The organism is Streptomyces sp. NPDC046870, from assembly GCF_040704595.1.
Lineage (GTDB): Bacteria > Actinomycetota > Actinomycetes > Streptomycetales > Streptomycetaceae > Streptomyces > Streptomyces argyrophylli.
Genome location: NZ_JBEYXM010000010.1, coordinates 245,776 through 259,485 on the forward strand (window position 1 = coordinate 245,776; position 13,710 = coordinate 259,485).

The window sequence follows — 13,710 nt, forward strand, 5'->3', positions numbered from 1 at the left end:
CGAGTGTAAGGCCCGCTTACTGAAAAGGGAGTGTCTGTCTGACCCGCGTGCCGTTCTATCAGTTTCGTGGGTCCCTTGGGTCCCTGGCTAGGTGCTCCGCTCCCACCCTAGGGGCTGAAGGGACTGAACAGCACGGTGAACTTCGCCTGCGTTTCGGGGAGGAAGCGGTGGGAGCCCGTTCCCAGGGGCGGGGCGAGGGTCCAAAGGGGCCAGGGACCAACGGCCAGGGGCTGGAAATCTGGACGGTCCCTGACCAGTCGGGGAGCATCACCGCAGGTCAGAGCCTTGAGCCTGATCAGGGCAGGGACTGTAGGGACTCAACGTCGCCATTATGAGCTGTACTTGAGTGTTGTGTTGTATGCGCGCGCGTGTACGAATACAACTCTTCTCTACGTCATAATTGCGCTTTTCAGTCCCTACAGTCCCTCTCAGACCCTGTGTAACCGCTCTGACCTGCACAAACATCAGGGACGGAAGCTCAGGGACCAAAACAACCGCAGTCCCTCCCGCCCCTGCGGTCAGGCCCTGTAGGCCCCTGGCCGTCCTGTGGACTCCCTGTTCTGCCCTGCCGGCCCCTGTGAACCTCTTGAGTCCCTTCGGCCCTTGAGTCCCTTGCCTTGTGGCGCAGCGTTCCCTGGCGACGCCCGCGCCCGGGCGCGCCGCGAAGCAGGGACTGAACCTTTTCGGTCCCTGCACTCGTTCCCCTTGAGGAGGCGCAACGTTTCTCCTCGGTCCTTGGCGGTCGCCCCCTCCGGGACTTTGGCGCGCCCCAACCCGGCCTAGGGAAGGGACCAGCCCCTCTTTGACAGGTTTTTACCGACAGGGCGCATTTGTCAACCACCCGTAGTCCGCGAGTCGCAGGCGCGCGTCGGCGTCGTCGCCGGTCGGCCCTCCCCCGCGAGCGGTGAGGTGCAGACCGAAGGGCATCGTGCTCAAGCTCCGTACCGGTGTGCCGCGGAGGGCCCTGGAAGGACAGTGCACGGACGCTGCCCCCGCCATCATCGCCCGCTCCGGGTCCCCCGAGCCGGGACGGCCCCCCTACTTGCGCAGACGCACAGTGAAGGCCGCCATCCCGGAATGCATTGCCCAGCCGGCGGGATGGGTATGGCGACACGAACGGCGCTGGGGTTTTGACGGAGTCGTTCAACCGGCGCTGCAATGTGGTCGAACGTCGCCACAGCGGGGTCATCAGCCTGCCGCCGGTCAGTCTTGCGCCCCCAGGCGCCGGGACTTCAGTCCCTTCCGGCAGAGTGAGGACGCCCTCCCATCGGGACGACCAACTCGACGTCGACCTCGAGCCTCGCGGGTAGGAGCTGCCGATCGCAGATCTTCGGATCGGCCAGGGCTCACAGGATCGGCGTGTCCTCGGCGTGCAGACCGGATACAGGCGCAGGCCGCAGAAGACGGGAGAAGAGGCGCAGTAGGCATGGCCGGCTCAGCTCGCCAGTTCCGCGCACTGGACGGTCGAGCGTGACATGCCGCAGGCCCCGAGTCCCCGCCAGGGAGAGGAGTTCCGGGGCGGTCGCTCCATCCATCGTGTTCCTCCGATGGCGCGTCGAGTTCGAACGAAACCAGGCGCGGCGCAACCGCAGGAGATCCGCGAGGTCGTTGTGCAGGAGAACACAGACTCGGAGGTCATCGTCGTCGAACAGGTACCGACTGACCACCGTGGCCGCCAGCCTCAGTGACCGCCCCTGACATCGGACTCATTCGGCTAGAGCTATTACGGCGTAATAGCTCCGCGGCTGATGGCCCCTCCTCCCCCGTCTGCTGCTTCGCAGCACCACCACTCCCCCGAGCCGGAAAGGCTCTCTGTAACGTGGATGAGGCAGCTCGGTCCTGGGACAAGCCCGGGCGGGCGCGTGATGGAGAGGCCTACGGATCTGACGTTGCGGCGGATCCCCGACCCCTGTCCCAGTGAGCCACCTGTGCCCTGACCTGACTGCACGGTCTGCTGCCCCAGATCCTCCGTTGCTGGAGTGGGCTTGGGGCAGGGTTTTACAGCATCCGGTAGCCCTCGCACTGTCGGAACGTTTCGTGCTCCCACCGCAGGCCGCTTGGCTGGCCGGCATTGGCTGCCACCCTGCGGCCGACGGGCACCGAGGATGGCTGCATCTCTGACCACCGTTCTTGACCATCGGAAGGTGCTGGCCCGGTGAAGCGGGAACAGCTGGAGGGCACCTTCAACGAGCCTTCTACCTCCCCCATGCACAGCCCTGGGCGTCCCAGTGTCCCGGGTCTGCCTCCTCCAGTCCCGCATCCGTCGGCTGTGGGACTGGACCGAGCTCGGCGTCAGGCCAGCGGTCAGTAACGGTTGCAGCGACGGTACGGCGGCCCGCAGCTCTTGATCCGTGACGTCAAAAGGCTCCGGCAGGCTCAGCCCGTACCAGTGCTGACGAACGGCATCCTGACGGTCGGCAATCGCGTTCAAGGCGTGGACGTGACCGAGCATGAGGTCCCCCCGTGCAGGGCGCCCGTCAGTGTCGTCGCAGAACGACACTCGGAAATGGTCAGCAGGTCACCGATCTGTGAGTTTGCGAGGAGCACGGCTCGGTCGGCCTCGACATCGAAGCCGAGCACTGGGTGGCCACAGTCGCCTTCCGGTTCCACCAGCACGGGTTTGCGCAGTCGTCGCCCGACCTCCCGAAGGAAGCCACAGAACACATCAGGTCGATCCTGGCCCTGCAACTCCCGCAAGTCGACATCGAAGTCGACTTCGACGTCGGCATGGAAACGGAAGATGGCCAACACGTCGTCACTCGGCCAGCCCCGCAGGGCCGGGCACTCGCCATTCGGAAGAAGGAACTCACGTCCTCCCACAGCAGGTCAGCCGCCCCTCCATACTGTTCGGCTCGCTGACGCAGGAGGCGATTCACAGTCTGTGAAACGGCGTTCGGGCGGGGCAGGATGTGCGTATGAAGAAGCGCGTGCGAAGTGCGAGCCGCCCTACAAAACCGCTGCTCAAACCCCCTATGCGGATCGGCTCCCTTGATGCTCCGGCCGTCGTCGGTGAACTCCGCAAGATGCACGAGGACGCGGAAGACCCAGACGTGGAGCGCATGCCTGCCGATGACGAACTGTTCGGTGCGCTCGTGTATGCCGAGAAGCACGTGCAGGCGCTGCGGGGACAGTCACCTGAAGTGCAGCGTGCCGCAGCGCTGAAGCGTGTGCAGCTCTGGGAGTACCTTCGTGAGCAGACCGAGGTCCATCAGGCGCGAGCAGTGGATGACGCCCGTCGAGCGGGAGCCCAGTGGATCGAGCTGGCCCCCGCGTTGGCTGTCGGCGCACCGAACGCCGCCTACAACAAGGCGAAGCGGCTGAAGGCCGTCCAGCTCATGGACGGAACGCCTCAGGCCCACCCCGTACGTCGGACGCCTGAGGCGGTCCTCGATGCTGAGCGACGGATCGCCTTGGAGGAGGCTGCCGAGCGTCGCGCCCAGGAGGCGGCGCAGCGGAGGCATGAGCTGTTGGTCCCGGTAGCCACTCGTCTGCTGGAGCAACGCGAGTCCTTGCGGTGCTACGAGGACGCCGACTACTGGTTCGAGGAGATCGAGGCGGTACTCCCCCATTGCCAGACTCCGCTGCAGATGGTGAGCCTCAACCGCTATCTCGACGCGGCCCTGCGTGCTCTGTTCAAGGTGGAGAAGCGGACGGGCCGTTCACCGGCCTTGACCGAGGAGGCCCGGCTGGCTTTGGACGCTGCGGTGGAACTAGAGAAAGGGGCGGGGGCCAGTCACGAACCCGACTCCCCCAGCGCCGTGCCGCGTCGCGCGTGAGTGTCGTTCCGTTCAGGGTCTCCGGCTATTACGCCGTAATAGTTGGGGACCCTCCAAGCCGAGCAGGCCGGCGCACACCTGGGTCATGCCGACGATGCCTGGATCCTCGGGTGATCAAACAGTCGGAGTGCCGGAAGTATCGTCGGCCCCAGGTCAGGCACCGATCGACGGCTCCCACGACAGGGCCTTGAAAGAGGGATCACGTCGGCCCCTCGCCGGTGGACCGTAACCGCCCAAGCTCCAGGCACCCCGTGATCGTGGACCGCCACGGCACCCCGCTCGCGCCGATCAGTGATCACTGACGGGATGTGGGACCGGATCGAGCCGCTGATGCCAGCTGATTCGGTCCGCGGTCGACGGAGGGCCGACCACCGCCGAACCTCGGAAGTCATCGCGTGGAGGTACCGCATCTGCTCTCCCTGGCGGGACCTGCCGGACGAGATCGGTTGGCGCGCTGCAGGTGCCAGGAATAGGGGCGCCAGGCGGGGCCGAACCTGACGACCATGCCCTCGGACGCTCCCGCGACAGCCGTGCACGGCCCTTGGTCCTCCGCGTCACCGCAATCCAGGTGGGCGACGCACCTGCCTTTGAGGCGGTCATGGCAGACATCCGTGTTCCGCGAGAGGACCTGGATGACCGAGAACCCGACCCGATGCCGTTCTGTCATCCCCCAGCCCTCCGAACAGGTCGCCCTCCCCCGGCTGTGCCGGGGCCGTGATGGAGACCGCCCGCCGGCCTTCGACGCGCAACGCCGTCCGGTCGAAGCAGGGTGTGGCCTGGCCATGTGAACGAACAAGCTGGCTATCGCCTACCAGTCAGGACTCCATCTCGCTGCCTTCCTCATCTGGCAGCCGCTTTGGACGGTGCGCTTCGGCTGGGTCCGCGACGAAGCGAGTACGTGGCCTGTGCCGGCGGAGACATAGTCCTCAGTGCCGGCGAGATCAGCTTCATGTGCGAGGCAGGCCGGTGGACCGTGAGCGAGGTCAGCAACCAATCCACCGGGTACTGCCCGGACGTCACCTCCTGGGTCGAGGTCGCCCGCGCTTTGAACGCTGTAGAGCTGCAGCGGCCCTCCGGCTTCACCCACGAGGTGGTGTTCCGGCGGTGCCCCGAGTGCCAGGAGCACAACATCATCCGTGAGGACGACTTCGTCTGCGTCTTCTGCGGCAGCGATCTACCTGCGGCGTGGAACGCGGATCCCTCCGCGTGGCGACCGAGGGACACAGCCACTGCGCGGCGGGTTCAGCACCAAGCTGCACCTGGCCGTCGAGCAGGATCAGAAGCCCATGGCGATCGTGGTGACGGCCGGGCAGCGGGGAGAGGCGCGAGCGGCCCAACCCGTGATCACGAGGCTCGGCGAACACGCCACCCGGCGGCTCCTTCTGCAGATCACCCTGCTTGCGGGCCCCGGCCGCATGCTGATGGGCGCGGCAGACCGTGGAGTCGACGTTCAGGTTCCACGTGATCACACCGTCCGCATCGGCCAGGGACTGGAGGCGGGTGAGGATGCGGTGCCGGGTGCCGTTCCGCTGCCATCGGCGGAAGAGGTTGTGGACCCGGAACCGTATGCCGTCGATCAGCTGCCGTCGAGGCCAGACGGGCGGCCGGCCGGCCCCTGCTTGTCCGTGAGGTCTCCCCGCCCCATTTCGATACACGGCCCAGCAGGGCTCCGCGCGGCACTCCCGCTGTCGACCTATTACGGCGTAATAGCTTCGCCGCATACGAGGGGGTCAGAAGTTCGGGTTCGCGGAGGACATCGAACCCCGTTGAAGCAGGGCACCGCAGCTGTGCGGCCGGTCTCATCGGGCGCGGGCCCGCTCCGTTGGGCCCGCCTCTCCGGATCAGTTGCAGCCCGGATAGGGATCGAGCCGAGGTGCAGTCCCGGCGAAGTAGAGGCTCGACCGTAGTCGGCTCATGAGGTGGGCGAACGCGGGGAGGTCACCTGCCTGTCAGGGCGTGATGACGAACGGGAACGGGGGACAGCGGCTGTCTGCGACCAGGCTGACCTTTTGTGCTCGGCCTGCCGCGGGACGGGTCAAGGGGCGTGGTCGCCAGGCTCGCCGACAGGAGCACCTTTTGATGCGGCCCGGCGGCTTCCCGATGCGCACGGGTGATCGTGAAGTCGACCCCGGCGAACCAACTCGACGTCGCTTTCGGCACCGGCTCGGCCACCGTCTGGTTGATCCCTACACCGCTCTCGCGCTTCAGCTTCCGGTCCGGCGGCGACGGGATGATCCGCAGGAACCGCCCTGCTGAGGGCTGTCCCATAACTGTGGTGGCGCACACCCACAGCGTCGTCAGGGGTTCGAGTTCCTCCACAGATGCCGCTCCTCCAGGGTCCCGAACCGCACGTCTCCGTGTTCAAGGTCGACGAGGATGGGCCAGCAGTCCAAGAGCTTGCTCTCTCACGTCGCGCGGGGCGAGGTACTGCACAGAGTTATAGGGCACGAACAGGAGCCCGTTGCTCTGGCGGACTCGCCCTGTGTCGATGGCAAGCGACGGCTCGTACTCGCTCTGGCTCTCCGCGAGAAATGCCACGGCGAGCTGCGGGGCTGCTTCGTCCTGCTCCACCATTCACGTTGCGGCGTGAGGGTGCCGGCTCGGCCCCCCAGGGGCTGGCCCGTGGGGCCTACCGCTGGAGGACCGCCTCCTAGTAATCGCCGCTTACTGGCGTACGAACCTGACGCTGCGGCAACTCACCCCTCTGTTCGGCGTCTCAAAGTCCCCGGACGACCGCATCATCCGCCACCTCGGGCCGTCACTTGCGCTGCAGACTCGCAGGCGGTTCCGCAGGGGCCCTCTGCTGATCGTGGACGGTGCCTTGGTCCCCACAGGCCGTCATTGACGTCGGCTCTCGTCTCGTTCTGGCCGTCGGCCGGTCCGCGCCTGGCAACCGCAACGACTCCAAGGCGTGGGAGCTGTCCGGCGTGAAAGCCGCCGTGGGCGACACGATGGTGATCACGGACGGCGGCTACCTGGGCACGGGCCTGGTCATCCCTCACCGCCGCGGACACGGGCAGGCCGGACTCCAAGCCTGGAAGAAGGAGCACAACGCCTCCCACCGCAGGGTCCGGGTCCGCGTCGAGCACGCCTTCGCCGGCATGAAGGGCTGGAAGATCCTCCGCGACTGCCGTCTCAGAGGCGAAGGCGCCCACCACGTGATGCACGGCATTGCGCGCCTGCACAACCTCGCCCTCGCCGGTTCTCGCCGGAGGCGTACACCTTGTCAGCCCGCACTGAGCAGGGCGGACGCGTGGCCGGCCCGGCGCAATGCGGGGCACCCGAACCTTTGCCAGGACGGGTTGCGGCTCGTGGTGTAGGTCAGGGTCGTCGACCCTCAGCTCGCGGGGCCTGCTGACGCCAAACCATGTGAGCCCTGGTGGCTCGACTCGTTGGAACAGTTCCCACAGCCGATCAGGCACGGCACCAACGCCCAGGCGTCGAAGGCAAGGGAGCGGGGGAGTGGGCGGCTAGGGGAGTGGGCCCGAGCTATTACGCCGTAATAGGTCGCCGGTAGAACGGGCGCCGGCCAGCGGTACCTACACGACTGCGTCACCGAGGAGCACGGACCCCGCTGGCGACCCCTGTCCAGATGTCCCACGGAGTAGCCCGTCGAACTCCGAGCTCTCCATGGCTGAGCCACCGTCTCCTTTTACTCGTCCGCCCGACCCGGCGTGGCTCTGCTGCCTGGGCGTGCGCCCCCTCCGGTGACGCGAGCCCTTCAGACTCCGCCGCGTGCCATGGAGTCGGTGTCCCGGCCTGGCGGCCTGAGGCCTCGTCAACCGCTGCCAGTCGGTGGTGGCTTCCCGGAATCGGATGAACGTGGCTGAGCCAGGTGGGGGGCTGATGGAGACACACGCGCGCCTGATCGTGCCCGTACCGGTACGTCGTGGCTGACTTTCTGTGGTGCGGGAGCAGCGGGGGAGAGGGGAGTGCGCGATTGGTGACAGTAGCTGCGTTCACCGGCCCGAACCGAGTCCAGGAACCCCGTACGGCGCTGGGTTTAAGTAAAGAGAGCGACACCTCTGAAAAGGGCTCTGACCTGCGGAAACAGTGGTCTGGACCCAGACCGTGTGAACTGCCAGGCAGTTCCTGTGACAGCAGAGGCGGATCCGTGGAACCGAGTGCCCGGTTCCACGGATCGTGGCAGTCAGTTCCCAGGGACCGCCACCACGACTGGAGGAACCGCCAGGCAGTTCTGAGGGACCGCCAGGCAGTTCCCAGGAACTGCCACCACGTCCACAGGAACTGAGTACCGCTGTTCTACAGCAGCGGTAGATTGACGTCACGTACATCTCTCACGCAGGTGTAGATCGGTGTCGAGCAGTTCGCGAAGTGATCCGCGACGACAGACGACACGGCCGACAGGCGGAGTTGATTGACTTCCTGCTCATGTACGTTAGGTTCATGAGGGCGGCTCGAAGGCCGCTCTCAAGGAACGGTGCGGCAATGACCCATGCACGGAGGGCCTGTTGGGAGCAGCACGCAGACTGGTCGATGCCGACACGGGCGAGCCAGTCCTCTATGCGCCATACGCCTTCTCCGGCAGGCACACCCAGGTAGACAAGGCCAGGGTCGAGGCCATCACGGAGTCGAAGGCGTTCACGCCCAGCCAGAAGTTCCTGGTCCTCTGGTGGATCGGCGTCTCTCCGGAAGGGATGGAGCCGTTGAGGGCCACGGGAGCCGACATCGCCAAACGGGTGGGCATGTCGACCGACGCCGTGGGGAAAATCAATAGGAAGCTGACCAAGCACCGCATCCTGGTAGTGCGTGGACGTATCGGAAATTACAACCTTTACCGCATCAGTCCTTACATCGCTTTCCACGGCACAGGCTTGGAACAGCGTGAAGCGGTGAAATCATGTAATCCACCAGACATCCCCGGCTTCGACGAGAACACGCCAGCACGGTGGGAGGCAAAGTGACCAGCGACGACAGGCAGCAAAACCTCAGGCTGCTGGAGGCCACGGCCGGCATGACCGCCAACCAGCGCCTCGTCGTCATGCTCTACGCTCTGCACCCGACTGATCGCTCAGGCGCCGTCCTGGAAACCGCCGCTCAGCTGGCCAAGCTGGTCGGCATGGCGCCACCCGTCTTCTCCAGAACCCGCAAGCAGGTCATCGAACTGGGGTGGCTGGAGCAGACGGAGAAGATCGGTCACATCAAGTACTACCGGTTGACCCCGGGGCAGCTGGGGGAGCGGGTCGTGGTCCCGTTCCGACGGGCCACCTGAGGCGCTCCCCGGATCGATCTGAGGCGGTCTGCGGATCGCGCTAGATGTACGTCACGTCAATGAGGCGCGATCCGTAGGACGCCTTTGACTGTCGTCCTGGTAAGGGGCTGGTCCTCTCCCTGACCCATCCCCGTCCCATCCCGGTCTCTTCGGGCCCCCTGTCGGCCCCCTGTCGGTCCCTTCTTGGTCCGTGGCCGGGCCGACGTCGTGGGCTGAGCCGTCTCCGAGGGGGAGGAGCACTCGGCCCCTGGGTGGAATCCCTGATGCGTATCAGTCGGGCGAATCGCATCATAACGGCCCGACTTTCGAACAGTTCGATTCTTCGCTCAGAACGATTCTCCCGTAGACGCCTCCGGAGAGCCGAGAACGATTTCGCGCTGAGGGCGGCCCCACAGCGGCCGTCGGCATGGCTCTGCCGGGGTCGGCATGCCCTTCTCTGCCTCCGCGTCGGCAGTCTCGGCGGTCTGTTCCCGCCCGGCGTGATCATGCGCCGCTTGCCCGATGTCCCCGTTCCCTCCCGCAGTCCGGCATGAGCCTCGACATACGTGTGTACGGAGACTTCGCAGCGGCGGTTGTTGGGATATGTGTCTCTATACTGACGTCGCGGCCCGTCCGTACACCGGAGAACGCGCACGTGTCGCTTCCCGAAGTCGTCCGAGTTCAGGATGGTGATCCCGTCCTCCGGCAGAGGACGGCTTCCCACGACGGGTAGCGCGAGACGATGGAGAAGACCCGCAACGCCGTCAGTTTCGAGGGTGCCTCAGCGTGTCCGGCTGGCAGGCCGCGGTGGCGCGTCCGGACCGGACCACTCTGGCCCGCGAGGACGAGACGGGCCGGCGCCTCGTGGAGGAGCACGCAGGGCGTACGACGGAGCAAGAGGTGAAGCGGTGGGGCCCCGCGGGATTGGCGGCCACCGCCGAGCAACTGGGCTTCCGGCTGCCGTAACCAGCCGCCCTCGGACGACTCCGCCATGCACATGTATGAACCACATCGCGACACGTGTTCAATGAATTCGGTGTGGACACTCTCCCTCATGACCGATGGACGTGGGATATGTGTCACACGTGTCGGTCGATCGTGCTGGGGCGCCCGCCCGTAGCGACGAAGCCGGTGACGGTCGAGCCGTTGGCAAGCCACTGGAATATACAAGTCACCGTCTTGACTGGTGACGAAGAGGCCTGCCATGATTGCGTCACCGCCTCGACCGGTGACATGACTGTCCGGTCCGAGGTGTCCGCACACCACTCGTTCCAGACCGGGAGCAGCAGCCATGGCAGTCAGCTACACCGCCGTCGTCGACGTCGACGGAGAGGGCCGCAACGGCGGCCACGTCCGCTCCTCCGACGGCCTGCTCCAGACGAGCCTGGCCCTGCCCAAGGAACTGGGCGGCGCCGGCACCGCGACCAACCCCGAGCAGCTCCTGGCCGCCGGCTGGGCGGCCTGCTTCCTCGGCGCCCTGCGCCGCGCCGCCACCACCCGAAAGATCCGCCTGACCAGCACCACCATCACCGCCGAGATCACTCTCACCCACGGCGACGACGGCGAGTTCAGTCTCTCGGCCGTCCTCAACCCCGTCCTCGGCGGCGTCGACCAGAGCACCGCCGAGGAACTCGCCCACGCGGCCCACCAGATCTGCCCCTACTCCAAGGCCACCCGCGACAACATCCCCGTCATCATCAACGCCACCGCCGCCGCCTGATACTCACACCCACACCCACCAGACCGCGGGTCCCGTGCCCCTTCCCCCGGCACGGGACCCGCTTCGCCCCCGACCGCGACGCCGTGACACGGCACACGTGGCCGCGTCGGGCCGGGGGACCGGGACACCCCGGCCGGGCGGCTTAGGACGCCGGCTCGCCGGGCCGTACCGAACACACCGTCAGGTGACTGAAGCGGGGCTGCCGTTTCCGGACGACAGTGAGTACGGAGACGGCGAATGCCGGTACGTCGACACGTGGTCCGCAGACCCACCTCCACATTCGAACCGAAAGCGAGATACCCCATGGACATGAAGCTCGAAGTCGTCATCCTCCCCGTCTCCGACGTGGACCGCGCCAAGGGCTTCTACGTGGAGCAGCTGGGCTGGCGTCTGGACGCCGACTTCCCCATCCACGACGGTTACCGGATCGTGCAGGTCACGCCACTCGGTTCCGAGTGCTCGGTCATCTTCGGCGAGGGTCTCACCGAACAGCCGGCGGGCACGCTCCACGGTCTCCAGCTGACCGTCACGGACATCGTCAAGGCCCAGGAGGAGCTGACCGGGCGCGGTGTGGAGGTCACCGGGCCGTTCCGTGACGAGACCGGCGCGTTTCACCACGCCGGTGACTCCCACCGGGTCCCGGGCCTCCACCCGGAGCGGGCCAGCTACGGCACGTTCGCCGCCTTCAAGGACCTCGACGGCAACGAGTGGTTCCTCCAAGAGGTCACCGAGCGCGCGCCCGGTCGCTGAGACCGGGTCCCGGCGCGACCGTCACCCCCGTCACGCCGGGACCGCCCGTGTGTTCGGGCACCACGACACCCACCCGACCGGCACGCATCCACCGGAGGACACATGCCGACCGAGAACATCCGGACCTACGACGTCATCGTGATCGGCGCGGGCCCGGTCGGCGAGAACGTAGCGGACCGCACCGTCGCCGCCGGGCTGAGCACCGTGCTCGTCGAGAGTGAACTGGCCGGCGGCGAATGCTCGTACTGGGCCTGCGAGCCCAGCAAGGCACTGCTGCGCCCCGCGCTGCTGCGCGCGGACGCCGCGCACGTTCCGGGGCTCGACCCGGCCGTGAAGGACCCGCTGGACGTCGAGGCCGTCCTGGCACACCGCGATCGCATGTCCGCCGACTGGAAGGACGACGGGCAGGTCGAGTGGATCAAGTCGGCCGGCATCGACCTGCTGCGTGGCCACGGACGCCTGGAAGGGGTTCGTGAGGTGTCGGTGCGGACACCCGAGGGCGACACCGTCCGGCTCCGGGCCCGGCACGCCGTCGCGGTGTGCACCGGCAGCCGCGCGGCCCTGCCCGACCTGCCCGGAATCGACACGCTGCGGCCCTGGACCAGCCGGGAGGCGACCAGCGCCCGGCGGGCGCCGGGGCGCCTGGTGATCGTGGGCGCCGGTGTGGTGGGCGTCGAGATGGCCACCGCCTGGCAGGCCCTGGGCAGCCGGGTGACCCTGCTCGCCCGCGAGAACGGGCTGCTCCCGCGCATGGAGCCCTTCGCGGGCGAACTGGTCACCGAGCGTCTGCGCGAGGCCGGCGCGGACGTACGGTTCGACGTCTCGGTCGTCGCCGCGCGACGGCCGGACGACGGCGAGGTGCGGATCACGTTGTCGGACGGGGACGAACTCACCGCCGACGAGATCCTCTTCGCCACGGGACGTGCTCCGCGTTCCGAGGACATCGGACTGGGCACCGTGGGGCTCACCCCGGGCGACTGGATCCCCACCGACGACAGCCTGACCGTCACCTCCGTCCCCGGGAACTGGCTGTACGCCGTGGGCGACGTCAACCGGCGGGCGCTCTTCACCCATCAGGGCAAGTACCAGGCCCGTATCGCCGGAGCCGTGATCGCCGCCCGCGCCCGGGGCGAGGAACTCGACACCGGCCGCTGGGCCCCGCACAGCAGCACGGCCGACCTCGAGGCCGTTCCCGGCGTCGTCTTCACCGATCCGGAGGTCGCCTCCGTGGGCCTGACCGCGGATCAGGCCGAGCGTGCCGGCCGTGCCGTCGACGTCGTCGACTACGAGATCGGCCACCTCGCGGGTGCCGTGCAGTACCGCCCCGACTACCGGGGCCGCGCCCGCGTCCTGATCGACCGTGACCGCCACGTCGTCGTCGGCGCCACGTTCGTCGGGCCGGGCGTCGGTGAGCTGCTGTACTCGGCCACCGTCGCCATCACCGGGGAGGTGCCTGTCGAGCGCCTGTGGCATGCCGTACCCGCCTTCCCCACCATCAGCGAAGTGTGGCTGCGCCTGCTGGAGACGTGGAGGGACTCATGACCACCGCACAGGACCTCATGCTCGTCGTCCTGGGGCTGCTGCCCGACGAGCCCGTGGAACAGGGCGACCTGTCCCTCGCGCTGGCGGGGGCCGAGGCGATCGATCTGCTGGGGAGCGGGGCGCTGACCCTGGACGGCGCACGCATGGTCCCCGGTCCGCGGAGGGCGACGGGTGACCGTCTGCTGGACCAGGCGGCCGCCTCGCTCGTCGGGCAGGAGCCGCACGAGACGGTCGAGGACTGGCTGTGGCGCCGCGGCCGGGAACTCGCCGCGGTCTATGTCGACGACCTGGACCGGGCCGGGCTCTTCGTCCACCCGCGGCGCCATGGCTTTTACCTGTGGTCGGGGCGGACCGTGCCGGCGGACTCGCCGGAACGGGCGCGCGCCGAGGAACGCCGGGAGTCGGGCGAGCCCGTCCTCGGGGCCCTGCTGGCAGCCGTGGGGATCGGCGCCGGCCCATCGGCAGAGGACGAGAGCGCGACCGGGGACGCGGTCACGACGGTGCTGGCCGCCGTGGGGGACGCGGTGACGAGCCTGGAGGCGCTGCGGTTGCGCAGGAACGTCGAGAACGCCGCGTTCGACAACATGTGGCGGGGCTAGGGTCCTTCGTTCGGGTCAGGCGGGATCAGAGCGCGGTTCCAGGGCCCGTGGGCCCGGCGTGATCCGAACGAGAGGTCCCGGGGCCGACATGCGGCCGGGCTGGTATGCCGG

At 67.6% G+C, this 13,710-nt stretch carries 9 protein-coding genes and 5 pseudogenes; 12 read left to right on the forward strand and 2 right to left on the reverse strand.

Annotated elements, in window-relative coordinates; translation table 11 throughout:
• Positions 1–2,535: 2,535 nt before the first annotated feature.
• Positions 2,536–2,793 (reverse strand): annotated as a pseudogene (locus AB0946_RS23115) (hypothetical protein); the annotation flags it as partial.
• Positions 2,794–2,915: 122 nt separating this feature from the next.
• On the opposite strand from AB0946_RS23115, the gene AB0946_RS23120 reads away from it, so the two are divergent.
• From AB0946_RS23120 to AB0946_RS23135, 4 genes and pseudogenes are all read left to right on the forward strand, one after another.
• Positions 2,916–3,776 carry a hypothetical protein gene (locus AB0946_RS23120; protein WP_366762522.1) on the forward strand — a complete coding sequence of 287 codons (861 nt, stop codon included), beginning with the start codon at positions 2,916–2,918 and terminating at the stop codon, positions 3,774–3,776.
• 163 nt (positions 3,777–3,939) lie between these two features.
• Positions 3,940–4,060: pseudogene (locus AB0946_RS23125) on the forward strand (IS5/IS1182 family transposase); the annotation flags it as partial.
• A 22-nt stretch (positions 4,061–4,082) separates the two neighbouring features.
• A pseudogene (locus tag AB0946_RS23130) lies at positions 4,083–4,699 on the forward strand (transposase).
• Positions 4,633–4,980, forward strand: a pseudogene (locus tag AB0946_RS23135) (hypothetical protein); the annotation flags it as partial. The pseudogenes AB0946_RS23130 and AB0946_RS23135, both read left to right, overlap by 67 nt.
• Before the next feature lie 734 nt (positions 4,981–5,714).
• Here the strand turns inward: AB0946_RS23135 and AB0946_RS23140 are convergent.
• Entirely contained in the window at positions 5,715–6,095 is a 381-nt protein-coding gene (locus AB0946_RS23140) for a hypothetical protein (RefSeq protein WP_366762523.1), read from the reverse strand.
• Positions 6,096–6,355: 260 nt separating this feature from the next.
• On the opposite strand from AB0946_RS23140, the pseudogene AB0946_RS23145 reads away from it, so the two are divergent.
• The 8 genes and pseudogenes from AB0946_RS23145 to AB0946_RS23180 all read left to right on the forward strand — a co-directional run.
• Positions 6,356–6,979, forward strand: a pseudogene (locus tag AB0946_RS23145) (transposase); the annotation flags it as partial.
• Positions 6,980–8,248: 1,269 nt separating this feature from the next.
• Positions 8,249–8,701 carry a MarR family transcriptional regulator gene (locus AB0946_RS23150; protein WP_078611565.1) on the forward strand — a complete coding sequence of 151 codons (453 nt, stop codon included), beginning with the start codon at positions 8,249–8,251 and terminating at the stop codon, positions 8,699–8,701.
• A complete protein-coding gene (locus AB0946_RS23155; protein WP_014669002.1) occupies positions 8,698–9,009 on the forward strand; it encodes a replication initiation protein, RepL2 in 312 nt (103 codons plus the stop codon). The genes AB0946_RS23150 and AB0946_RS23155 overlap by 4 nt, the downstream gene beginning before the upstream one ends.
• A gap of 765 nt (positions 9,010–9,774) precedes the next feature.
• The gene (locus AB0946_RS23160) at positions 9,775–9,954 is read left to right on the forward strand and encodes a hypothetical protein (RefSeq protein ID WP_366762524.1); all 180 of its coding nucleotides are present in this window, start codon (positions 9,775–9,777) and stop codon (positions 9,952–9,954) included.
• Between the two features lie 325 nt (positions 9,955–10,279).
• Entirely contained in the window at positions 10,280–10,708 is a 429-nt protein-coding gene (locus AB0946_RS23165) for an organic hydroperoxide resistance protein (RefSeq protein ID WP_366762525.1), read from the forward strand.
• A 303-nt stretch (positions 10,709–11,011) separates the two neighbouring features.
• Positions 11,012–11,458, forward strand: coding sequence for a VOC family protein (locus tag AB0946_RS23170; RefSeq protein ID WP_366762526.1), 447 nt, complete (start codon positions 11,012–11,014; stop codon positions 11,456–11,458).
• Between the two features lie 102 nt (positions 11,459–11,560).
• Positions 11,561–13,000 carry an NAD(P)/FAD-dependent oxidoreductase gene (locus tag AB0946_RS23175; RefSeq protein WP_366762527.1) on the forward strand — a complete coding sequence of 480 codons (1,440 nt, stop codon included), beginning with the start codon at positions 11,561–11,563 and terminating at the stop codon, positions 12,998–13,000.
• Complete coding sequence (locus AB0946_RS23180) at positions 12,997–13,599, forward strand: GPP34 family phosphoprotein (RefSeq protein WP_366762528.1); 603 nt, start codon at positions 12,997–12,999, stop codon at positions 13,597–13,599. Before AB0946_RS23175 ends, AB0946_RS23180 begins: the two co-directional genes overlap by 4 nt.
• Positions 13,600–13,710: the final 111 nt, after the last annotated feature.